The organism is Stenotrophomonas sp. 57 (genome assembly GCF_030291075.1).
GTDB lineage: Bacteria > Pseudomonadota > Gammaproteobacteria > Xanthomonadales > Xanthomonadaceae > Stenotrophomonas.
In genome coordinates this window covers 1,956,345-1,977,703 of record NZ_CP127407.1, presented here as the reverse complement: position 1 = coordinate 1,977,703, position 21,359 = coordinate 1,956,345, and the positions used below count along the sequence as shown (strand labels likewise).

Sequence of the window (21,359 nt, the reverse complement as noted above, 5' to 3'; positions counted from 1 at the left end):
GGCGCGGATCAGCGCGAAGCAAGGCGGTCGATGGCAGCGGCATAGCCTCGATGGCCATGCTCAAGCGTGCGTGCCACCCGTCCGGTGGTGGTCACGCTGACCCCGGTGCGCTCGTGGATCTCGCGATACGGCACGCCCTGCTGCAGCAGCGGCACCACCTTCCAGCGGTCGGCCATGGCTTCCAGTTCGGCGGGGGTACACAGATCGCGAAGGAACGCTTCCACCTGCTCAGGCTCGCGCAGGGCGGCAAAGGCCCGGGCCAGGGCTTCCAGGTCGGCCTTCGGATCTTTGGCGGCAATGTCGGGGCGGGCTTTCACGGGGCGGATTTCTTGCATCAATGTAATAGCGCGTTAGTACATTAGCGCATTCTTGCGCAGTGCGTCAAATCTGAGGGGGTGGGAGGGCGGCACGGCTGCCGCCCTGCACCCGCAGAAGCTGGAGCAAAGGCCAAAGCTGGTTGCTGAGGGTTGGCGGGATGGATCCGGTTGAGGGGGCGCTGCAAGTACGTCCATGTAAGCTCGGTCGCCGCATCCATGCGGCTCACGCCCCCTCAACCGGACCCACCCCGCCTTCGACAGTTTTCCGCGATCTGCTGGATCTCGCTGGGAAAGTGATCGAGAACAGCTTTTGTAGAGTCGAGCCATGCTCGACTGGGCTTCGTCCGGAAACGCAGAACGCCCACCAAAGGGCGGGCGTTCTGCTTTCAAATCAACAACCTGGGCCGACTCAAGGCAGGCAGCGCACCTCGCCCTGCAGCGCCCCACGCCGCAGGCATTCGCCGAACAGGCTGCCCTGCCGGCTCGGCAGCGGCTGGATGTTCTCCAACACACCCTCGCCCGCCGCGCACGTCCGAGCGGCCAGGGCTCGCAGGTCATCCTCCAGCTGCGCGCGGTCGATCACGTGGCAGCGATCGACCTGCAGCCGGTAGTGTGCCGGCCCCATCCGTGCACTGTGCAGCGCCGGGTCGCTCTGGCAGCCCGCCAGCAGGAGGGCGATCAGCCCTCCTGCCGCGGCCCGCATCACGCCATCGCCTTGGACTGCTCCAGCTCCACCTGCAGGGTGCTGGCCAGCTCGTCGCGGGAGACTTCGAACTGCTGCTCGCGCAGCAGGTCCTTCACCGCCACCACGCCACGCGCCAGCTCATCCTCACCCGCCAGCACCACGAAGCGGATACCCGCCTTTGCCGCGTACTGGAACTGCTTGCCGATCTTCTTCGGCTCCATCTGCACTTCGGTGTTGATGCCACCGGCGCGCAGGCGGCGGGCAATGTCCAGCGACTGCGGCATGCCCTGCTCGTCCATCAGCGCCACCAGCGCCTGCACGCTGCTGGCTTCGATCCCGTCGATGAGGCCGGCCTCGCGCAGCTGCCAGAACAAGCGCGACAGGCCGATGGAGATGCCCACGCCCGGCAACTTGGACTTGCTGTAGTGGCTGGCCAGGTCTTCATAGCGGCCGCCCGAGCAGATCGAGCCGATCTGCGGATGGTCGGTCAGCGTGGTCTCGTACACGGTACCGGTGTAGTAATCCAGGCCGCGGGCGATGGAGAAGTTCAGGCAGTACGCGCTTTCCGGCACGCCCAGCGCCTGTACCAACTGCAGCACTTCGCGCAGTTCGGCCACGCCGGCGCGCAGGGTGTCCGACGATGCAGCATTGGCTTCCAGCGCCGCCAGCTGGGCCAGCGCATCGGCATGGCCCTGCGAACGCACGGCCACGAACGCCAGGATCTTCTCGACCTGTTCGGCCGGAATCCCGAAGCCGTCGCCCACCAGCGTGTCGCGCACGTAATCGGCGCCGCGCTTGTCCAGCTTGTCCACTTCACGCAGCACGGCCAGCTGGCGCTCGCCCTCGGCCACGCCCAGGCTTTCGAAGAAGCCGCGCATCAGCTTGCGGTTGTTCAACTGGATGCTGAAATCGCCGATGCGCAGTTCCGAGAACACCGCATGGATGACCGCCAGCACTTCGGCGTCGTAGCGCACGCTCAGGCTGTCCTTGCCGATCACATCGATGTCGCACTGGTAGAACTCGCGGAAACGACCGCGCTGGGCACGTTCGCCACGGTACACGCGCTGCATCTGGTAGCGGCGGAACGGGAAGGTCAGCTCGTGTTCGTGCTCGGCCACGTAGCGGGCCAGCGGCACGGTCAGGTCGAAACGCAGCGCCATTTCCGGCAGCGAACGATCACCCGATTCGGCGGCGTTGGCCAGCGCACCGGTGGACTGAACGAAATACACCTGGCGCTCGGTCTCGCCACCGGACTTGGTCAGCAGCACGTCGGACAGCTCGAACACCGGCGTCTCCACCGGCAGGAACCCGAAGCGCTCGTAGTTGCGGCGGATGACGTCCAGCATGCGCTGGAACGCAATCTGCTCGCGCGGCAGCAGTTCAAGGGTGCCGGGCGGGGTACGGGGCTTGATCACGGGCGGAACTCCTGCTGGAACGGGACGTGGGAGGGGGCGACATTCTAGCGCCCCCGCCTCCGGCAAGGTCGAACGGCCGCTTGAAGTATCATAAGGCCCTCCCCGCCCGCGATACGCCCCCGCAACATGTCAAGGCCTTCCGGCGCCCCGCCCGCCACCAACGATCCCGCCTCGCCGTCCTGCACCACGCTGGACTGCCTGCACTGCTCGGTTCGCCACCTTGCGGTGTGCTCGGCGCTGTCGCCCGATGAAGTGCAGGCGCTGGAACAGGTCACTGTTTCGCAGCAGGTGTCGATGGGCAGCACGCTGGCCCGTACCGGCGAAGAGCGCCAGCATGTCTATACATTGACCGGCGGCGCACTGCGCCTGGTGCGCACCCTGGCCGACGGCCGCCGCCAGATCAACGGCTTCGTGCTGCCCGGCGACTACCTGGGGCTGAGCGGCAGTGACCACCACCGCTACGACATCGAGGCCATCGCCGACAGCCGCGTGTGCCGCGTCGCGCTGCCACAGATGAAGGCGCTGCGCAGCCGCTTCCCGCATCTGGAGCGCAAGCTGCTGCAGCGTGCCTGCCAGGAGCTGGACGCTGCACAGGACGCCGCGCTGGCACTGGCGCGCCTGCAGCCGGCCGAGAAACTGGCCGACTTCCTGCTGCGCCTGGCTGCGCGCGAGGCCAAGCTGGGCGGCGATGGCCTGCGCGTCTCGCTGCCGATGGGCCGTGGCGATATCGCCGACCACCTGGGCCTGACCATGGAAACGGTCAGCCGCACCTTCACCAAGCTTCGCCAGCAGGGGCTGATCGCCCTGCCCCACCTTAATGTGGTGGAGATCCTCGACGAGGACGGACTGCGCGGACTGGCGGGCGAAGGCCTGGCCTGACCTCCGCCTGCGCTCGCCGGGCATGGCCCGGCGCTGCCCCGCTCGCTGACCTTCGGCAGCGCCGGGCCATGCCCGGTGGCTCCTGCTCAACCCAACAACACCTCGCGCAACGCCGCATACTCCGCGGCCAACGGTTCCGCGTGCGCAGGCCGCTGCAACAGTGCATCCAGCGCCGGCGGCACCGCCACCGCTTCGCCGATCAACGGCTCGACCACTGCTTCGAACTTGGCCGGATGCGCAGTGGCCACCACGGCCCAGTCACCCTTGGCGCCGCGCGCACGCAGGTCCTGCAGCACCTTCACCGCCGTCGCCGTGTGCGGGCAGAACAGCTCACCACGGCTCGCATGCGCACTGGCGATGGTGGCACGAATGGTCACGTCGTCCACCGCGAACGCACGGAACGCCGCACGCAGCTCGGCGTCATCGCCGTGGTAAAGCCAGCGCAGGCGCTCGAAGTTGCTCGGCGCGCCCACGTCCATGGCATTGGCCACGGTGGCCACGCTGGCCTGCGGCTGGTAGTCACCGCCATTGAAGTACGCCGGCAGCACCGCGTTGGCATTGGTCGCAAGCACGATCTGCCCGATCGGCACGCCCAACGCGCGCGCCAGCACCGCGGCCATGGCATTGCCAAGGTTGCCGGTCGGCACCACCAGGTTGAGCCGCCGACGGGTTTCAGCATGATGGGTCAGTGCCGCATGCGCGTAATAGCTCATCTGCGGCAGCAGGCGACCCAGGCTGATGCTGTTGGCCGAGCTCAGCGGCACCTGCGCCTGCAGTTCGCGGTCGGCCAGCGCCTGCTTGACCATCGCTTGGCAGTCGTCGAACGCACCGGCCACGCGCAGCGCCTGGATGTTGTCTCCGAAGCAGCCGAGCTGGTGTGCCTGGCGCGGTGACACGCGGCCATCCGGATACAGCACCACCACCCGCACGCCGGGCTGGCGATGGAACGCCGCCGCCACCGCGGCACCGGTATCGCCGGAGGTGGCGACGACGATCGTCAGGTCGCGATCCTGGCCAGCCTGCAGCCGCGACAACGTACCGGCCAGAAAACGCGCGCCGATATCCTTGAACGCCGCCGTCGGCCCATGGAACAGCTCCAGTACGTGGTCGCCATCGCCGAGCGGGCGCAGCGGCACCGGGAAGTCGAAGGCTTCACGGCAGATTGACGGCAGCGCGGACGCCAGCGCATCGCCGGCAAAGAACGGTGCCAGCAGATCGGTGGCGGTATCGGCCAGCGTCGCACCCGCCTGCAGCTCACGCGGCGTCGGCAGCACCTGGGGCACATACAGCCCACCATCAGGCGCCAGTCCTGCGGCGATGGCCGCACTGAGGCCAACGGCCGGAGACTGGCCGCGGGTCGAAACAAATTGCATGGGTTGGGTATCCAGTAAGGGAGAAGGATTCAGCACAGCCGGGCTCCCGACGCGTCCAGCGGCGACACCCAGGCATCGCTGCCGAAACCGGCGGCAGCGAAGGCGGCCTGCACCGGTACCGCAGCGGCGCGGGCCTGGTCGGCGTCCTCGAACCAGGCAAACACGCTGGGGCCCGCGCCCGAAATGCCCGCGCCCATCGCATGGGCAGACAGCGCCGCATCGCGTGCGGCCTCGAAGCCCGCAATCAGGCCGGCGCGTCGCGGCTCCACCAGCACATCGCGCAGGCCGGCACGGACCAGCGCGGCGTCGCTGCGATGGCAACCGCTGAGTACCAGCGCGAGGTTCGCACTCTGTGCCACGAACTCGCCCAGCGCGTAGCTACCCTGCAACGCCTGGCGCGCGCGCCGTGTTTCCAGCACCGCGTGCGGATGCACCAGCAGGCTGTGCCAGTTGGCCGGCACCGGAATCGGCAGCAGGCGGTCGGCGGTGCACAGCGCGAGACCACCCAGCAGCAACGGACCCACGTTGTCACCGTGGCGGCCCCCGCTGGCCACCGCCTCGCCATCCAGCGCGAACGGGTACAGCGCCTCGCGCGACAGTGGCGCATCCAGCAGCGCGTTGGCGGCCACCAGCGCCGCCACGCATGACGCCGCCGATCCGCCCATGCCCGAGCCAAATGGGATGCCCTTGTCGATCTCGATCGCAAAGCCGAACGCCAGCCCCAGCTGCTCGCGCAGTGAGATCAACGCAGCTCCAGCCGTATTGCCGGCCGCTTCCAACGGCAGCTCGACCGCGCTGCCACGGATCGCCTCGATGCGCACCACCGGTTCATCGATGCGGCGAACGCTCACCGTATCGCCAACACCGGCGATGGCATGACCAAGAATGTCGAAGCCCACTGCAACATTGGCCACCGACGCAGGCGCGAACGCACGTGCGATCACAGGCGTGCTCCTTCACCGGCGGCCACCCGCAGCAGGTCGGCGAACACACCGGCGGCGGTCACTTCCGGGCCAGCGCCCGGCCCCTGCACCACCAACGGGTTGTCGCAGTATCGGCGGGTACGGAACTGCACCACGTTGTCGGTCAGGCGCAGGTTGGCGAAGGCGTGATCGGCGGGCAGTTCCTGCAGGCCGACCGAAGCACCATCGGCGCCCAGCCGTGCCACATAGCGCAGCACGGCACCGCGCGCCCGCGCATCGTGCAACCGCTGCAGCAGGCTGGCATCGGACTCGCCCAGGCGCGCCATGAAGTCATCCACACCGCCCGCGCGCAGCAGTGCCGGCACCAGGCTTTCCACCCGCACCTGCTCCAGACTGAGCGCATGGCCGGCCTCGCGCGCCAGGATCACCAGCTTGCGTGCCACGTCCACGCCGGACAGGTCATCGCGCGGGTCCGGCTCGGTGTAGCCCATCGAACGCGCCTGCGCGACCAGCGAAGAAAACGGCTGGCTGCCGTCGAAGCGGTTGAACAGCCAAGCCAGCGTACCGGAGAAAATACCCTCGATCGCCAGCACCTCGTCGCCCGTATCCACCAGATCACGCAGCGTGGTGATTACCGGCAGGCCCGCACCCACCGTGGCCTCGTAGCGGAAGCGTGCGCCACTGGCCGCCGCGGCGGCGCGGATGCGCTGGTAGCGCGGCAGCGGCCCGGCACCGGCCTGTTTGTTCGGGGTGACCACATGGATGCCGGCCGCCAGCCAGCCCTCGTAGCGCTCGGCCACGTCAGCGCTGCCACTGCAATCGATCACCACCGCGTGCGGCAGGTGCGCGGCCAGCAGGTGTTCGGTGAAACGATCCAGGTCGCTGCACTCGCCCGCTTCCTGCAGTGCCTCCCGCCAATCGGCATGCAGGCCGTCCACTTCCAGCCGCATGCGCGAGCGCGAGGCCAGCGCACGCAGGCGCAGGTCGACATTGGCCTTGGCCAGCAGTTGCGGGCGTGCCGCCAGCAGCTGATCCAGCAGTGCCGCGCCGACATTGCCCGGCCCGATCACGCCCACCGCAAACGTCTGCGGCGACAGCCAGAAGCCGGCATGTGCAGCACGCAATGCCCGGGTGGCGTCGGCACTGTCCACCGCCACCGAAATGTTGCGCTCCGACGAGCCCTGCGCGATCGCCAGGATGTTCACCTGCGCACGCCCCAGTGCCTCGAACAGCCGCGCCGCCACACCGGGCTGGCCGGCCATGCCGTCGCCGACCGCGGCCAGTACGCTGACGCCCTCGCTGACCTGCACGCGCTGCACCTGGCCCACCGACAGCTCGTGCGCGAATGCGTGCAGCAGCGCCTCGCGACCGCGTGCGGCCTCGGCGACCCGCACCACGCAGCAGATCGAATGCTCCGAAGACCCCTGCGAGATCATCACCACCGACACCTGTGCCTGGCGCAGGGCCGCGAACACGCGCTCGGCCGTACCGGGTACACCGATCAAGCCGGTGCCTTCCAGGTTCAGCAGCGCCAGCCCGGGGCTCAGAGTCAGCCCCTTCACCGGCCCACGCGGCGAGCGCTCGGCAGAGATGCGCGTGCCCGGATGCGCCGGCTGGAACGTGTTGCGGATGAAGATCGGCAGACCCAGGCGGATCGCTGGCGACATCGTCTGCGGATGCACCACCTTGGCGCCGAAGTAGGCCAGTTCGCAGGCTTCGTCGTAACTCAGCGATTCCAGCTGCACCGCCTCGGGCACCAGCCGCGGGTCGGCCGACAGCACGCCGTCGACATCGGTCCAGATGTGCAGCTCATCGGCATTGAACAGCGCGGCGAAGATCGCACCGGAGTAGTCGCTGCCATTGCGGCCGAGCGTGGTGATGCGGTCATGGCGGTCACGGGCCACGAAGCCGGTGGCGACCAGGCGCGACTGGGGATGCTGCAGGCGCCATCTGGCCAAGCGGTCAGCGCTGGCTTCCCAGTCGACATCCACGCCGAGTTCCCCGTGCCCGACCACCAGCACATCACGCGCGTCGAGTACTGCGCAGTCTTCGCCCAGCGCGCGCAGATGCGTGCCGAGCAGCTGAGCGGAAAACACTTCGCCCAGGCCCTGCACACGGTCGAGCACCTCGCGGGGCAGCTCGCCGATCACCGCCAGCGCTGCCAGCACTTCGGCGAGCTGGTCGAAGCGGGCATCGATCCAGTCCACGGTATCGCCCACCTGCTCGCCGAGCAGCGCCACGGCAGCGCCGCGATGACGGGCGCGCAACGCGTGCCAGGCCTCGCGCCAGCCCTCATCGCCCTTGGCCGCCAGCTGCGCCAGCTCGATCAAGGCGTCGGTGACGCCCTTCATCGCCGAGACGACAGTGACCTGCAGCGATTCGGGACGGGCCAGCAGCAGGCCGGCAACATGGCGATAGCGTTCGGCATCGGCCACCGAGGTGCCGCCGAACTTGTGCACGACAGTGGACGGCGCAGCCAGATCGGCCGGGGCAACGGGATGGGCGGGGGCGTGGGAAGACATGCAGACCTCGGCAGGAGGCCCCGTCGCATGCAGGTGTCGAGTCTCCCCGCCACCTGGATGGTGCGGGGCCGTGGTTTTCGGGAGTTACACGAAGACGACGGGCCGCACCAGGCGAGTGGTGACGGTGGTGGTGGTAATGGTGGTGGTGGCGACCGGCGCAGTCGAACGGCCCGCAGTGGCGGGGGCGATCAGGCTGGCGTGGGCGGCATCAAGGACCATGGCGTACAGAAAACACTGCGCGCCGGGCGGCTGTCAAGTGCTGCGGTGCAAAAATCCGCTGCGGCGATCATCGGTCAACGTGCCGGCATTTGGTTGCAACTGAGACAAATTCGACATCAGCACGCTTGCTGACCCTATTCAGCCGGCATGTTCGGCGATTGCCCGCGGCGTGCGATGTGCATGCGCGCACAGCATCACGCCCGCCACCAGGAACACGATTGCCAGCGCCTCCAGCAGCGTCGGCCAACGCTGCTGCCAGGCGAAAGCGTACAACAGCGCGAACAGGGTTTCGAACACGATCATCTGCCCGGTGAGTGTCAGTGGCAGCAAGCGACTGGCCCGGTTCCAGAATGCGTTGCCGAGGATCGAGGCCACCACTGCCACACCGGCACTGATCGCCCAGAACCCGCTCCATTGCGCCGCCGAATGGCTGCCGGTGTCGCCGATGAGGGCCATCGGCACCAGCAGCAGGGCCAGGCCGCCGGTGGTGACGCCGGTCAGCAGTGACCAGTCGTGGCTGGACAGGTCCGGCCGTCGCGCCAGCCAGCGGCTGTTGCCGATCGAGTACAGCGCCCACGAGAACAGCGCACCGAACGCGCACAACAGGCCGATCAGGCGCTGCCGCCACGGGATTGCCAGGTGCTCGGACATCAGGGCTTCCCAGCCGACCAGGGCCACGCCGAGCACGCACAGGCCCAGCGCCGGCAGCAGCTGCTTCAGCGGCACCGCGCCCTGCTCACGCACGCCGACCAGGGTGACCACCACCGGAATCAGGCCGACGATCAGCGACGCCGCCGCACCACCGGCCCATTGCACGGCGGTGGCCAGCAGCAGGAAGTACACCAGGTTGCCGGCCAGGCTCAGCCATAGCAGGCCGATCCATTCGGCGCGGCCAAGCTTCGTCGCCAGCCGTTTCCAGCGCGGCAACAGCAGCACCACCGCGATCAGGCCATAGACCAGATAGCGGCCGGCCGATAGTTGCAGGGCATTGAAGGACTGCAGCACGGCGGGCGCGAGAAAGACCACGCCCCACAGCGCGCCGGCGGCAACGCCATTGGCGATGCCCAGGGCCATCGGGTTGTTGCGCATTCGGGCTCTTCGGGGGGAGAGAACAGGCCGCGCAGTGTAAGCGCTGGCCAGCGGGCGCTCTTGACCCAGGCTACTGCCCTGCGCGGTCGCTGATCTGTAGAGCCGAGCCCATGCCCGGCTGCGATTGCCCGCTGTGTAGACAACAGTAGCCGAGCGTGGGCTCGGCGCTACAGATCAGATGGCACCCCGGCGCCATGCGGCAGGGGTCTGGCCGCACTCGCGGCGCAGCGCGCGGGTCAGTGCGCTCTGCTCGGAATAGCCTGCAGCGAGCGCGATATCGCTGATCGACGCGGTGCTGGCGCGCAGCTGGTGCTTGGCCCAACGCAACCGGCACGCACTGAGCCAGGCCTGCGGACTGAGCCCGAACTCCCGCTGGAACAACGCGTGCAACCGGCTCTCGCTGACACCCACGAACACGGCCATGCGTGCCACCGGCCACGCCTGCCCCGGCTCGGCCCGCACCGCCGCACACAGCCCCTGCATGCGAGCGCCACTGCCGGCAGGTGCAAAGGCCTGCAGCAACTGCGGCAGCAGCGCCGGCATGGGCCGCCCGGCCTGTACATCGGCCAGGCTTCGGCGCAGCGCAAGCGGCAGGTGCAGCCAGCGCTGGCGGCACAGGTGTTCCTGGGTGGCGTCATCGAGCACGCCCGGCGCACAATCCACGATCACGAAACCATTCGGGCCATCGGCCATCTGGTCATGCGCTTCACCGGCCGCGACGAAAGCGCCCTGCAGCAGGTCCAGGCGGCCACCGCGCCCTTCCATCTCGAACTGCAGCTCACCCTGCAGCGGCAGCACCCACTGCGCATAGTCATGGCGGTCCAGGCCGGTGGCCTGGCCGTAGTGCCGCAGGTGGAAGATGGCGCCCATCCGGGCAGTGTGCGCGTGTAACAACGGCCGCGCAAACCGCTGCTATAGTCGATGCGTCATCCAACGCAGGGAGTGCAGGTCATGACCCATCCGAATCTGTATCAGGTGTTCGCCAGTCTCGGCCTGGCGCTGGCCGCGACGGCCTCCGCGCAGGAACGTACGCCGCCGGCCCCGCATTGCATGGACGCTGTCGGTGTCCAGGAAGTGGAGCAGGCATCACCGCGTTCGATCGCCCTGCGCGCCGCCTCCGGCCAGGCCTATCGCGTCGATTTCAGCGAGGATTGCCCCGGCGTCCGCGCGGCCACCACCTTGAAGCTGGAAGCGCCTGCGGGCTGGGCCTGCGGTCGCCCCAGCGAGCGCGTCGTGGTCGATGGCCGCAGCTGCGCCGTCAGCGCGGTCACGCCCGTAGAGAACCGGGACTTTGCCAGCGTGGCCCGCGACAGCGATCGCCTGCGCACCGCCACCCTGCCCGCCATGACCATCCTTGAGCGCAAGGAGGTCCGCCGCGGCTTTGGCGGCTCGGCGTCCTACTGCTTCGCGGCCCGCAACGTGCGTGCCTGGGCGTCCGACCCGCAGGGCATGCTGGTGGAAACCAACCCGCGTCGCAATGGCGGCCATCGCTACTACCGCGTGGAGCTGGGCAGCCATTGCCGCCAGCTCGACCGGGTGCCACAGTTGAGCTTCCGTTCCGGCATGCAGAATGGCCTGATCTGCGGCAATCCGGGCGATCGCATCCTCACTGCCGATTTCGAAAACGGCGACCTGCGCAATCCCTCACTGGCACCGCTGCCGCAGTACACCCGCGGCAGCTGCACGATCCAGGCGGTGTATCCGGCTGCCAGCCAGGCGTCGAACTAACCGTCGACGCCGAGGAAGGTGAATGGTGCGCTGGGTACGAACTGGCCCAGTGCATCACCGGAGAAGGTATTGCGCTGGTCCGGGCCAAGGTCCAGCTTGAGCACCTTGCCGCCGAAATCGACCTTGTTCAGATCGACCCAGAACGTGTTCGGGGTCAGTGCGGATTCGAAGAAGTACAACCTCCGCTTGTGGTCGGCCACGGTGCGCCAGCGCGTGGATGAAATGTTCGGCTCGCCCGGCGTGGTGATGCCGTAGGGCACCGAAGTATTGCGGATCACGCTGAACACGCTGGCCAGCGCCACGACCGGGTCTTCGGCCTTGGGAATGGCGTTGATGTAGAAGGACGCGCGCGCGAAGCGGTCGGCGGAACGGTTGGTACCCGGCAGCATCACCGTGCCACCGATCTGCTGCCAGTAGGTGTTGAGCGCCAGCTGCTGCTCGAAGATCGGCGAGTTGGTCATCACCTGGTAGCGCCGGTCATGGTGGATCACCTGGCGACCGCCTATGTACTCGACGATGGCACTGTCGCCACTGGCATCGGACAGCGACAGGTGCAGCGTCGCCTGGCGATCCTCGCCGGGCACCTTGTCGGTGACGATTGAATACGGTTCGCGCTTCAGCGCCGCCACTGCCTCGTCCACCGTGGCGAAGTTGTCCAGCACATACTGCGCCCACAGCGAAATCGCCAGGCCCGGCTTGTTGCCGCGCTGCTGCGGATATTCCGATTCGACCAGCCACAGCAGGTTGGCCACCAGGCCCTTTTCGTTCATGCCATCGGTGGTCGACACGTCGTAGCCGGTGGCCACCACCGAACCGTAGCGCGCGGTCCAGGCCAACGACTTCGGGCCGGCCTGGCCGGTACGCGCGATGCCACGCGGCAGTACGTAGAGGTTGGTCGCCACATCGACCTTCCAGTCCATCGAGCGCGCGGTGATCACATCACCGTTGTCGCCCAGATACACCGCGCGGGTGCATGCCATTGCCGGCGCAACCACCGCAGCCAGCGCGACGGCCAGCGCCGTCCGTCCCATCCACGTCATCCGTGCCATCTCGTTGCGCTCCTTTCCCCGTGGTCCGTGCATAGGACCGCAAGGGCGGTGACACAGGAGTGAAGCCTCAGCGGAGGAAGCGGTCGTGCAGCCAGAATCCTGCAAGCATCGCGGGTACAAACCACAACGCTTCACGGGATGTCACCGCCAACCCGGCGATGGCAGGACCGGGGCAATAGCCTGCCCAGCCCCAGCCGATGCCGAACAGCGCGGCACCCAGCAACAGGCGCGCATCGACGGCCCGGGCGGCAGGCAACTGGAAGCGGTCCGCGTACAGCGGCTGCCGTCGTCGCAGCACCCAGCGCTGGCCGACTGCACTGACCAGCAGCGCCGACCCCAGTACCCACATCAACGTGGCATCGAAATCGCCCGTGATGTCGAGGAAGCCAAGCACACGGCGCGCGTCAGTCATTCCCGAAAGCGCCAGCCCCGCGCCGAACAGTGCACCCGCCAGCGCAGCGGCCGTTACCGCGCGACTCACGCCAGACCTCCGCCGTGGCGGATCAGGAAGGTGGTCAGCATCGCGCAGGCCATGAATACCAGCACGGCCACCAGCGATCGCTTCGAACCACGGGCCATGCCGCAGACGCCGTGACCACTCGTGCAGCCATTGCCCAGCCGCGTACCGAAGCCGACCAGCAGGCCGGCGCCGACCAGCTGCCAGGCGGGCATGGCATCGCGCAGCAACATGCGTGGCGCGGTACCGGGCAGGTGCTGCCACCACAGCGTGAGACCTGCAGCGCCAAGCAGGCCAAGCAGAAACGACCAGCGCCAGGCACGTTCGCCCGGCCCTGCGCGCAGCGTGCCCGCGGCGATCCCACTGATTCCGGCCACGCGCCCGGTGGCAGCGAGCAGCACGACCGCTGCCGCCCCGATCAGCGCGCCGCCCGCCACTGCCGTCCACGGCAGACTCATGCCGCACCTCCATCGGTCGCATTCATTGGCTTGCCCTTTTATTTAGATTTTTCTAAATTAGCTTTTTCTAAACACAAAGGTCAACCATGCCCGGCGCCGAACTCGACAGCACTGCGATGGCCGAACATGCCACGCAGGCGGCCGCCCTGCTCAAGCGCCTGGCCCACCCGGCACGCCTGCGCGTGCTGTGCCGCCTGGTGGAAGGGGAGGCCCCCGTACCGGAGCTGCAGGCCCTGACCGGGCTGAGTGCATCGGCGCTGTCACAGCATCTGGCAGTGCTGCGCGAGCTGGACATCGTGGCGACCCGGCGCGAAGCGCAGGCGATCCACTACCGGGTGGTTGAAGGGCCCGCGCTGGGCGTGCTGCACGCACTGCACGCGGCCTACTGCGGGGCCCCGGCCGGCTGACCCGCCGGCACACGCTCAGCTGGCGTGCACCACCGGCTGCACGACGTCGTCGAGCAGGTCCATCGGCGTCGGCGCGGCACGATCTCCCTCCAGCGTGCGGGCGAAACCCGACCAGTCGCTGGACGACAACTGGCGCAACAGCGCGGCATTCACCGGCAACGAACGCATCGACCAGTACGGAAACTGACGTTGGCCGAGTCGGCCGCGCGCCAGTTCGATGATGTCGATATGGCTGCCGGCCTGCAGGATGCGCTCGTAGACCGAATCGATGCCGTCCGGCGGCCCCTCGATGTACTGCAGGAAACGCTCTCCGTCATGCAGCAGCGCGCCGGTCACCCCGGCCAGCCTGTTGAAACGTGCCGCGTCCTCGACCACCTCCTGCAGGCGCTCGGCGGAAAGATCCGGCAACGCCCGGCTGACGTAGGCGATGGCGCGCAAGGGCATGGCGCTTCCCTGGCAGGAGGTGCGCCCACAGTAGCAGTTGCGGGCGCGCTCGTCTCACTACCGGGCCACCCTGCCTGAAGGATTCAGGCTGCGGTCGTCGCCGCGCCGTCAAAGCGCCGTGGCAGCACCGCTTCGAACACCACCTGCCCCGCTTCGTTGCGCGCGGCGATACGGCCGCCATGCGCGCGCACGAACTGGTCGACGATGTACAGGCCCAGGCCCAGGCCCTTGCTCTGGTGGAAGCTGGCCTTGAACGGCTCGAACAACCGCGGCAGCAACGCCTCGTCGATCTGGCCCGCATTGCTGACCCTCAGCAGCACGGCGCGCGGATCGCGCCCATCCACGTCCACCCTCGCCTCGCTGCCGTGGGTCAGCGCATTGCCGACCAGATTGGCAGCGACCTGGCCGAGGCGATCCAGATCGCCCTGCAGGCGCGTATCTCCCTGCATGTCCAGGTGGATCCGGTCCGCTCCATGCGCACTGCCCGCCTCGGCCACCACTGCGCGGGTCACGTCGGCCAGATCGCAGGCACTGGCCTGCAGGCGCAGGCCGCCGCTGCGGATCCGCGAGAAGTCCAGCAGCTGCTCGACCATGCGTGCCATGCGCAGGGTGCTGGCCTCCAGGTACTGCAGCGTCTGCTGCGCGCCGGTGTTGTCTCCGGGAAGGTCCAGCGCCAGCTTGTCGGCACACAACAGGATGGCCGACAGCGGCGTACGCAGATCGTGGGTCAGCACCGCTGCCATCGTCTCGTTGAGCTTGAGCGCACGCTCCAGCGCCTCGTTGCGCGCCTTCAGCAGTTGCCGCTGCTGGTACAGCTCGATGAACACATTGACCTTGCTGAGGATCACCTGCGGCGCCACCGGCTTGTGCAGGAAATCGACCGCACCGGTTTCATAGCCCTTGAATACGCGCAGCGGATCATCCGGCGAGGCGGTCAGGAAGATGATCGGCACATCGCGACTGCGATGCGAACCCCGCATCAGCTCGGCCAGGGTGAAGCCATCGATCTCCGGCATGTGCACGTCGAGCAGAGCCAGGGCCACTTCGTGCTCCAGCAACAATTCCAGCGCCTGCGCGCCCGAACCGGCCAGCAGCAGGTTGACCCCTTCGCGCTGCAGCAGGGCCTGCATGGCTACCAGGTTCTGCGGTACGTCATCGACGATCAGCAGGTTGACCGGGGTCTGCGACTGCGCAGGGTCCGGTGGCAGCAGGTTCATGCAAACAACTCCTTCAGGCGGCGACACATCAATTCAAGGGGCAGCACGGCGTCGGCGCCGGCGTATTGCAGGGCGGACGCCGGCATCATCGATGCCTCGGCCTCCTCGGGACACTGCAGCCAGGCATGGCCACCGGCCGCACGCACCGCAGCAACGCCTTCGCTGCCATCGCTGCTGGCGCCGGTCAGCAGCAGGGCCAGCACGCGCGCGCCGAACACAGCTGCGGCCGATTCGAACAGCGGATCGATGGCCGGGCGCGAAAACAGCACCGGCGCGTCCACCGACAACGCCAGCGAACCGGCGTCCTCCACCAGCAGGTGGTAGTCCGGTGGCGCGAAGGTCACCGAACCGGGCTGCAGCGGCTGCTTGTCCTCGGCTTCGCGCACCGGCAGCGCGCAGTACGGCGCCAGCACTTCGGCGATGCGGCTGGTGCGGTCACGCGGCAGGTGCAGCACGGCCAGTACCGGTGCCGACAGCCCGGCCGGCAATGCGCCGAGGACGGTCTGCAGCGCGGCAACACCGCCGGCCGACGCGCCGATCACCAGCAGCGCGGGACATGCCGGCGCAGCCATCAGGCCACCTTCCGATACAGGCGGTGCTCGCGCGAACAGACCTCGAAGGCATCGTGGTGGCGACCGAACTGCAGCGATTCCTTGCTGCCCAGGCCGAGGAAGCCACGATGCACCAGCGCATCGCGGAACAGGCCCACCGCGCGGTCCTGCAGATCGCGGTTGAAATAGATCAGCACGTTGCGGCACGACACCAGATGCACTTCAGAGAACACGGTATCGGTGGCCAGGCTGTGATCGGCGAACACCACGTTGCGGCGCAGCTGGCGGTCGAACACCGCGCCATCGTAGGCGGTGGCGTAGTAGTCGGACAGCGACGCGGTGCCACCGGCGGCCAGGTAGTTGCGGCTGAACTGGGCCATCCGGTCGATGCCGTAAGCCCCGGCTTCGGCCGTGGCCAGCGCCGCCGGGTTGATGTCGGTCGCATAGACGATGCTGCGCTCGAGCAGTCCCTCCTCGTGCAGCAGGATCGCCAGCGACCAGACTTCCTCGCCGGTGCTGCAGCCGGCCACCCACAGTTTCACCGAGGGATAGGTGCGCAGCACCGGCACCACCTGTTCGCGCAGCTCACGGAAATAGGCCGGGTCGCGGAACATCTCAGAGACCTGCACGGTGAAGAACTGCATCGCCTGGGCGAACAGGTCCGGCTCGTGCAGCAGGCGGTGCTGCAGATCGGCCAACCGCTCGCACTCATAGCGCTGCATGGCCTGGCGCATGCGCCGGCGCAGCGACGACACTGCATAGCTGCGGAAATCGTAGTGGTAGCGCTGGTACAGCGCTTCCAGCAGGACCTTCAGTTCCAGGTCGAACAGCGCCTGCTCGTTCATTGCCGCGAGCACCAGACGCGGCACAGCGAGACCAGCTTGTCGACGTCGATGGGCTTGGCGATGTAGTCATTGGCGCCGGCCTGAAGGCAGCGCTCGCGATCGTCGGGCATGGCCTTGGCGGTCAGGGCGATGATCGGCAGATCCTGCAGGTGGCGCTGCGCGCGGATCTCGCGCATGGCGGCCAGCCCATCCTTCTCCGGCATCATGATGTCCATCAGCACCAGGTCGACCTCGCGTTCGGCCAGGCGATCCACCGCCTCCTGGCCATTGCGGGCGATTTCCAGGGTGACGCCGAGCGGCTCAAGCACGCTGGACAGCGCGAAAATGTTGCGCACATCGTCCTCGGCCAGCAGCACGGTGCGCCCGTCGAGCACGGTGTCGCGGCGACGTGCTTCGCGCAGCAGACGCTGCTGGTCGGTGGGCAGGCTGGCTTCCACGCTGTGCAGGAACAGGGTCACTTCATCCAGCAGGCGCTCTGGAGAGCGCGCGCCCTTGATGATGATGCTCTTCGAATAGCGGCGCAGGCGCTGTTCTTCCTCACGGCTGAGCGCGCGGCCGGTGTAGACGATCACCGGCGGGAAGCCGACGTCGTCATTGCCGGCCATGTGCTCGAGCAGGTCGTAGCCGCTGCCGTCAGGCAGCGACAGGTCCATCACCATGCAGTCGAAGGTGACGTTGCTGAGCTGCTCCAGCGCGGCGGCCAGCGTACCGACCGCCACGATCTGCAGCTGGTCGCGACCCAGCAGCAGCTCCAGGTTGTGGCGCAGCTCGTTGTCGTCCTCGACGATCAGCAGGCGCCGCACGTCGCGCTGGCTGGTCTGCTCCAGCTGTTCGATGGCCGATACCAGGCGTTCGCGCGTGGTCGGCTTGATCGCAAAGCCGATCGCGCCCAGTTCGCGCGCAACCTGGCTGCGATCCATCGCCGAAACCACATGCACCGGGATGTGGCGGGTCTCCGGATTGCGCTTCAAGCGTTCCAGCACACTCAGGCCGGACACATCCGGCAGGCCGATGTCGAGCAGGATGCCATTCGGACGCAGTTCGCTGGCCAGGGCCAGCGCCTCCTCCGCCGTACCCGCCACCACACAGTCGAAGTCGAGCTCATGGGCGAGCGACACCAGGGCCTCGGCAAAGGTGGCGTCGTCCTCCACAGCCAGGATGAGCCGGCCTGCACGCTGACGGCGGCCACGATCGTCGGCCACACCGGACGTAAACGCGTTCGCCGCAGGCACAGCGGTTGCCGGCATCGGCGCTGCCTGCGCCACGGCCGGGGCCGGGGCCAGGGCTGCCGATGCCGCGGGGACCGCGGCGATGTCGGTCGAGCCCGCTGCAGGTGCGCCCTGCAAGGGCAGCTCCAGAATGAAGCAGCTGCCACGCCCCGGTTCACTGTCGACCTGGATGCTGCCACCCATGCGTTCGGCCAGGTCGCGCGAGATCGACAGCCCCAGGCCGGTGCCGCCGTAGCGGCGGCGAGTGCTGCCATCGGCCTGGCGGAATGCCTCGAAGATGACCTGCAGCTGTTCGCGTGCGATGCCGATGCCACTGTCACTGACCTCGAAGCGGATGCGACCGTTGCCACCGGCGCGCACCTGCAGGCTGACCCTGCCGTGCTCGGTGAACTTCAGTGCATTGGCCAGCAGATTCTTCAGGATCTGCTGCAGGCGCTGGCTGTCGGCCATCAGCTGGCTCGGTGCCAGCGCGTCCGCCTCGATCTGCAGGGCCAGGCCCTTCTGCCGCGCCATCGGCTCGAACGTCTCGCGCAGGCGCTGCAGCACGCTGTCCACTACCACCACCTCATCGGCCAGCTCGACATGGCCGGCCTCGATGCGGGACAGGTCGAGGATGTCGTTGATCAGGGCCAGCAGGTCGTTGTTGGACGACAGGATCGCGCGGGCGTACTTCACCTGCTCCTCGGTGAGCGTGCCGTCCTTGTTGTCGGCCAGCAGCTTGGCCAGGATCAGCGAGCTGTTCAGCGGCGTGCGCAGCTCGTGCGACATGTTGGCCAGGAATTCGGACTTGTAGCGCGACGTCGCCGCCAGCTCGTTGCTGTTGCGCACCAGCTGCGACTGCGCGACCAGCAGCGCCTGCTTCTGCGCTTCCAGCTCGTGGGTGCGCTCTTCCAGCTGCACGTTGCTCTGCTCCAGCTCGGCCTGCTGCTCTTCCAGATGGCTCTGCGACTGCTGCAGGCTGCGGCTCTGCTCTTCCAGCTCTTCGTTGGCCACGCGCAGCTCTTCCTGCTGCGCCTGCAGTTCCTCGCCCTGGCGCTGGGATTCTTCCAGCAGCACGACCAGCTGTGCGCGCAGCAGCGAAGCGCGCAGGGCCATGCCGATCGTCTCGCCACAGCGCTTCAGCAGCTCGCGATCCAGATCCTGCTGCTCGCCCATCCGCGCGCGTCCCAGCTCAATGATGCCGACCACGCTGCCGTCACTGCTGATCGGCGCGAGGATGCGCTCGCGCACCGACAGGCGCCCGAGGCTGGTCTGCAGCTCAAGTTCCGCGTCGTCGCCCCCCTGGAGGTGACGGATGCGCTCGTCCCGCGCCACCTGCCCGGCCACGCCCTCCTGCAATGCCAGCGACGCCGGCATGCCGGACGGCAACGCCAGGCCACCGGTCAGCTGCAACCGCCCCCCGTCCAGCCGGTATACGGCACCGACGTCGGCCTCCAGTTGCGCGCCCAGGCTGGTGGCTGCCGCCTCGGCGATCTGCTCCGGGCCGAGGTCGCCGCGCAGGCTCATCGCCACCGCGTTCTCGGCCTCCTGCAGCCACAGTGCCCGCATTGCCTCCCGCCGCGCCTGGATGGCCCGCGAGACGATCAGCGCGATCATCAGGAACGCGCAGCCGCCGATGCTGCGGTTGACGAACGAGAACGCCGAATTGGAACTGGCGGGCGCGATGTTGAATCCGATGACCAGCAGCACGCAGGCGACCGCCGCCACGATGAACGGAGCGCGCGCACTGCGCTGGAACACCGTGACGCCCACGGCCAGGAAATAGGCCAGCCACACGGCGTAGCCCAGCGGGACCACGAGTTCCAACGCGATGGTCGCGGCCAGCAGCACAGCGGAGGCCATCCAGATCCAGCGGTCACGCGGAGTCGCACCAGGACGCATGCAGGTCGGTTCCAGAAGACGAAGGGTGGGTGATGGTACTCCGTGTCGCATTCAGCCGCACAGGACCATTGGCACGTGCCATACCTGCACACACCCTTCACACTGCAGTGCCTAGCTTCACGTCCCTCCCTGAGGTAATACTCATTTCCACGTGGACGCAGCCGCTTCTACGACGTCCGTGCTGACGGACCCTTCCCGCCAATTGCGACTGCTGATCGACAGCGTGCGCGACCATGCGCTGTACCTGCTTGATCCCGAAGGCATCGTGTGCAGCTGGAATCCGGGCGCAGAACGCATAAAGGGCTATTCAGCCGCTGAAGTAGTGGGAACGCACTTCGGACGCTTCTATCTGGCCACCGACCGCGAGGCCGGCGAGCCGCAACGCCTGCTTCGCGTCGCGGCGCAGCAGGGCCATGTCGCCAGCGAAGGCTGGCGGGTACGCCGTGATGGGTCATCGTTCCGCGCCAGCGTGGTCATCGAGCCGGTGGTCGAAGCCGGCGAACTGCTCGGCTTCGTCAAGATCACCCGCGACATCACCGAGCAGTGGCAGGCACAACGGCTGCTGCGCGATGCCCAGCGTGCGCTGCGCAACACCCAGCAGTTCGAGACTGTCGGCCGCCTCAGCCGTGGCCTCTCGCATGAGTTCAACAACCTGCTGACCACTATCGGCAACGCGCTGGACCTGCTGTCGCTGCGCGTAAGTGGTGACGATGCGCGCGCGGCCGAGCTGCTGGATGTTGCCCAGGCCGCCACCGACCGCGGCGCGCTGCTGACCCGCCAGCTGCTGGCATTCAGCACCGGGCAGACCCTGATCCGCGAGCCCGTGGACATCAATACGCTGGTACGGCAATGGCTGCCGGACCTGCAGCGCGCCTGCCCACCCACGGTGGTGCTGGATGTACGGCTGACGCCCAGCCTGCCCGCAGTGAACACCGATGCGATGCAGCTGCAGGCCGCACTGGCCAACCTGGTCGCCAATGCAGTGGACGCCACCGCCGAAGGCGGGCGCATCCTGGTCGGCACCGCACTGGAACGGCGCCTCGACCCGGATGCAGACTCCACCCTGCAACGTGGCTATGTCACGCTCAGCGTCTGCGACGAGGGCCACGGCATGGCGGCCGAGATCGCCGAACGGGCCACCGAGCCCTTCTTCACCACCAAGGACATCGGCAAAGGCAGCGGCCTGGGCCTGAGTCAGGTGTTCGGATTCACTACCCAGAGCGGCGGCTTCGTCGACGTGTCCACCACGCCCGGTGTCGGCACCACGGTCAGCCTGCTGCTACCCGCAATGGAGGACCCTGCCGATGACCGATGACCCGATCCGCGTACTGATGGTGGAAGACCAGCCCGATCTGCGTGAAATGATCGGGCTGGCGCTGCGCGATCTCGGCATCGACGTGGCCACGACTGCGGATGCACACGAAGCGGCCGCCCTGCTGAAGAGCGAAGCGCGCTTCGATGTGGTGTTCAGCGACGTCAGCATGCCCAACGGCATGTCCGGCATCGAGCTGAGCGAGCACGTCGCCCGCGAACAGCCGCAGGCACGGATGATCCTGTCATCCGGCTACGCGCGTTCGCAGCTGCCGCCGCTGCCCGAGCAGGTGGAGTTCCTGCCCAAGCCCTATCGCCTGCGCCAGCTGGTGCAGCTGCTCAGGCAGGAATGACCCGACG

At 67.8% G+C, this 21,359-nt stretch carries 21 protein-coding genes; 5 read left to right on the top strand and 16 right to left on the bottom strand.

The genetic code is table 11. From position 1 onward, the window contains the following. Positions 1-8: 8 nt before the first annotated feature. From QP512_RS09150 to hisS, 3 genes are all read right to left on the bottom strand, one after another. Positions 9-335, bottom strand: a complete 327-nt coding sequence (locus QP512_RS09150; protein ID WP_286071809.1) for a YerC/YecD family TrpR-related protein — start codon at positions 333-335, stop codon at positions 9-11. Positions 336-726: 391 nt separating this feature from the next. Next, entirely contained in the window at positions 727-1,020 is a 294-nt protein-coding gene (locus QP512_RS09145; RefSeq protein WP_286071808.1) for a hypothetical protein, read from the bottom strand. Next, positions 1,020-2,417 carry a histidine--tRNA ligase gene (gene hisS, locus QP512_RS09140; protein WP_286071807.1) on the bottom strand — a complete coding sequence of 466 codons (1,398 nt, stop codon included), beginning with the start codon at positions 2,415-2,417 and terminating at the stop codon, positions 1,020-1,022. The genes QP512_RS09145 and hisS overlap by 1 nt, the downstream gene beginning before the upstream one ends. Before the next feature lie 126 nt (positions 2,418-2,543). Here hisS and QP512_RS09135 point away from each other — a divergent pair, with 126 nt between their 5' ends. Then, positions 2,544-3,296, top strand: coding sequence for a helix-turn-helix domain-containing protein (locus QP512_RS09135; RefSeq protein WP_106549679.1), 753 nt, complete (start codon positions 2,544-2,546; stop codon positions 3,294-3,296). Between the two features lie 86 nt (positions 3,297-3,382). Here the strand turns inward: QP512_RS09135 and thrC are convergent, their stop codons facing one another. The 5 genes from thrC to QP512_RS09110 all read right to left on the bottom strand — a co-directional run bounded on the left by thrC (position 3,383) and on the right by QP512_RS09110 (position 10,292). After that, positions 3,383-4,669: a threonine synthase gene (gene thrC / locus QP512_RS09130; RefSeq protein ID WP_286071806.1), complete on the bottom strand. Its 1,287-nt coding sequence runs from the start codon at positions 4,667-4,669 to the stop codon at positions 3,383-3,385. Between the two features lie 29 nt (positions 4,670-4,698). Continuing rightward, complete coding sequence (locus QP512_RS09125) at positions 4,699-5,613, bottom strand: homoserine kinase (protein ID WP_286071805.1); 915 nt, start codon at positions 5,611-5,613, stop codon at positions 4,699-4,701. Continuing rightward, complete coding sequence (gene thrA / locus QP512_RS09120; RefSeq protein WP_286071804.1) at positions 5,610-8,114, bottom strand: bifunctional aspartate kinase/homoserine dehydrogenase I; 2,505 nt, start codon at positions 8,112-8,114, stop codon at positions 5,610-5,612. Before thrA ends, QP512_RS09125 begins: the two co-directional genes overlap by 4 nt. A 357-nt stretch (positions 8,115-8,471) precedes the next feature. After that, positions 8,472-9,422, bottom strand: coding sequence for a DMT family transporter (locus QP512_RS09115; RefSeq protein WP_286071803.1), 951 nt, complete (start codon positions 9,420-9,422; stop codon positions 8,472-8,474). A gap of 174 nt (positions 9,423-9,596) precedes the next feature. Continuing rightward, positions 9,597-10,292, bottom strand: coding sequence for an AraC family transcriptional regulator (locus QP512_RS09110; RefSeq protein ID WP_286071802.1), 696 nt, complete (start codon positions 10,290-10,292; stop codon positions 9,597-9,599). 81 nt (positions 10,293-10,373) lie between these two features. Between QP512_RS09110 and QP512_RS09105 the strand changes: the two genes are divergently transcribed. Further along, a complete protein-coding gene (locus QP512_RS09105) occupies positions 10,374-11,150 on the top strand; it encodes a DUF6491 family protein (RefSeq protein WP_286071801.1) in 777 nt (258 codons plus the stop codon). Here the strand turns inward: QP512_RS09105 and QP512_RS09100 are convergent. The 3 genes from QP512_RS09100 to QP512_RS09090 form a co-directional block, all read right to left on the bottom strand. After that, positions 11,147-12,199, bottom strand: a complete 1,053-nt coding sequence (locus QP512_RS09100; protein WP_286071800.1) for a linear amide C-N hydrolase — start codon at positions 12,197-12,199, stop codon at positions 11,147-11,149. The genes QP512_RS09105 and QP512_RS09100 overlap by 4 nt on opposite strands. A gap of 67 nt (positions 12,200-12,266) precedes the next feature. Further along, on the bottom strand, positions 12,267-12,680 hold the full coding sequence (locus tag QP512_RS09095; protein WP_286071799.1) for a DUF6691 family protein: 414 nt from the start codon (positions 12,678-12,680) through the stop codon (positions 12,267-12,269). Beyond that, positions 12,677-13,114: a YeeE/YedE thiosulfate transporter family protein gene (locus QP512_RS09090; RefSeq protein ID WP_286071798.1), complete on the bottom strand. Its 438-nt coding sequence runs from the start codon at positions 13,112-13,114 to the stop codon at positions 12,677-12,679. Before QP512_RS09090 ends, QP512_RS09095 begins: the two co-directional genes overlap by 4 nt. An 86-nt stretch (positions 13,115-13,200) precedes the next feature. Between QP512_RS09090 and QP512_RS09085 the strand changes: the two genes are divergently transcribed. Then, a complete protein-coding gene (locus QP512_RS09085; RefSeq protein WP_286071797.1) occupies positions 13,201-13,521 on the top strand; it encodes a metalloregulator ArsR/SmtB family transcription factor in 321 nt (106 codons plus the stop codon). A 15-nt stretch (positions 13,522-13,536) separates the two neighbouring features. Here the strand turns inward: QP512_RS09085 and QP512_RS09080 are convergent, their stop codons facing one another. The 5 genes from QP512_RS09080 to QP512_RS09060 form a co-directional block, all read right to left on the bottom strand. Beyond that, positions 13,537-13,965, bottom strand: a complete 429-nt coding sequence (locus QP512_RS09080) for a BLUF domain-containing protein (protein ID WP_286071796.1) — start codon at positions 13,963-13,965, stop codon at positions 13,537-13,539. Between the two features lie 83 nt (positions 13,966-14,048). Further along, positions 14,049-15,182, bottom strand: a complete 1,134-nt coding sequence (locus QP512_RS09075) for a hybrid sensor histidine kinase/response regulator (protein WP_286071795.1) — start codon at positions 15,180-15,182, stop codon at positions 14,049-14,051. After that, positions 15,179-15,754 carry a chemotaxis protein CheB gene (locus QP512_RS09070; RefSeq protein ID WP_286071794.1) on the bottom strand — a complete coding sequence of 192 codons (576 nt, stop codon included), beginning with the start codon at positions 15,752-15,754 and terminating at the stop codon, positions 15,179-15,181. The genes QP512_RS09075 and QP512_RS09070 overlap by 4 nt, the downstream gene beginning before the upstream one ends. Beyond that, a complete protein-coding gene (locus tag QP512_RS09065; RefSeq protein ID WP_286071793.1) occupies positions 15,754-16,578 on the bottom strand; it encodes a CheR family methyltransferase in 825 nt (274 codons plus the stop codon). Before QP512_RS09065 ends, QP512_RS09070 begins: the two co-directional genes overlap by 1 nt. After that, positions 16,575-19,688, bottom strand: coding sequence for a response regulator (locus QP512_RS09060; RefSeq protein WP_286071792.1), 3,114 nt, complete (start codon positions 19,686-19,688; stop codon positions 16,575-16,577). Before QP512_RS09060 ends, QP512_RS09065 begins: the two co-directional genes overlap by 4 nt. Before the next feature lie 178 nt (positions 19,689-19,866). Here QP512_RS09060 and QP512_RS09055 point away from each other — a divergent pair, with 178 nt between their 5' ends. Together QP512_RS09055 and QP512_RS09050 are read left to right on the top strand one after the other, a co-directional pair. Next, on the top strand, positions 19,867-21,003 hold the full coding sequence (locus QP512_RS09055; RefSeq protein WP_286071791.1) for a PAS domain-containing sensor histidine kinase: 1,137 nt from the start codon (positions 19,867-19,869) through the stop codon (positions 21,001-21,003). Further along, positions 20,993-21,352 carry a response regulator gene (locus tag QP512_RS09050; protein ID WP_286071790.1) on the top strand — a complete coding sequence of 120 codons (360 nt, stop codon included), beginning with the start codon at positions 20,993-20,995 and terminating at the stop codon, positions 21,350-21,352. The genes QP512_RS09055 and QP512_RS09050 overlap by 11 nt, the downstream gene beginning before the upstream one ends. Positions 21,353-21,359: the final 7 nt, after the last annotated feature.

Bases quoted from the DNA above. Each gene is read 5' to 3' on its own strand.
- QP512_RS09150 (WP_286071809.1), bottom strand. From the start codon at position 335: ATGCAAGAAATCCGCCCCGTGAAAGCCCGCCCCGACATTGCCGCCAAA.
- QP512_RS09145 (WP_286071808.1), bottom strand. From the start codon at position 1,020: ATGCGGGCCGCGGCAGGAGGGCTGATCGCCCTCCTGCTGGCGGGCTGC.
- QP512_RS09135 (WP_106549679.1), top strand. From the start codon at position 2,544: ATGTCAAGGCCTTCCGGCGCCCCGCCCGCCACCAACGATCCCGCCTCG.
- thrC (WP_286071806.1), bottom strand. From the start codon at position 4,669: ATGCAATTTGTTTCGACCCGCGGCCAGTCTCCGGCCGTTGGCCTCAGT.
- thrA (WP_286071804.1), bottom strand. From the start codon at position 8,114: ATGTCTTCCCACGCCCCCGCCCATCCCGTTGCCCCGGCCGATCTGGCT.
- QP512_RS09115 (WP_286071803.1), bottom strand. From the start codon at position 9,422: ATGCGCAACAACCCGATGGCCCTGGGCATCGCCAATGGCGTTGCCGCC.
- QP512_RS09110 (WP_286071802.1), bottom strand. From the start codon at position 10,292: ATGGGCGCCATCTTCCACCTGCGGCACTACGGCCAGGCCACCGGCCTG.
- QP512_RS09105 (WP_286071801.1), top strand. From the start codon at position 10,374: ATGACCCATCCGAATCTGTATCAGGTGTTCGCCAGTCTCGGCCTGGCG.
- QP512_RS09100 (WP_286071800.1), bottom strand. From the start codon at position 12,199: ATGGCACGGATGACGTGGATGGGACGGACGGCGCTGGCCGTCGCGCTG.
- QP512_RS09090 (WP_286071798.1), bottom strand. From the start codon at position 13,114: ATGAGTCTGCCGTGGACGGCAGTGGCGGGCGGCGCGCTGATCGGGGCG.
- QP512_RS09085 (WP_286071797.1), top strand. From the start codon at position 13,201: ATGCCCGGCGCCGAACTCGACAGCACTGCGATGGCCGAACATGCCACG.
- QP512_RS09080 (WP_286071796.1), bottom strand. From the start codon at position 13,965: ATGCCCTTGCGCGCCATCGCCTACGTCAGCCGGGCGTTGCCGGATCTT.
- QP512_RS09075 (WP_286071795.1), bottom strand. From the start codon at position 15,182: ATGAACCTGCTGCCACCGGACCCTGCGCAGTCGCAGACCCCGGTCAAC.
- QP512_RS09070 (WP_286071794.1), bottom strand. From the start codon at position 15,754: ATGGCTGCGCCGGCATGTCCCGCGCTGCTGGTGATCGGCGCGTCGGCC.
- QP512_RS09065 (WP_286071793.1), bottom strand. From the start codon at position 16,578: ATGAACGAGCAGGCGCTGTTCGACCTGGAACTGAAGGTCCTGCTGGAA.
- QP512_RS09060 (WP_286071792.1), bottom strand. From the start codon at position 19,688: ATGCGTCCTGGTGCGACTCCGCGTGACCGCTGGATCTGGATGGCCTCC.
- QP512_RS09050 (WP_286071790.1), top strand. From the start codon at position 20,993: ATGACCGATGACCCGATCCGCGTACTGATGGTGGAAGACCAGCCCGAT.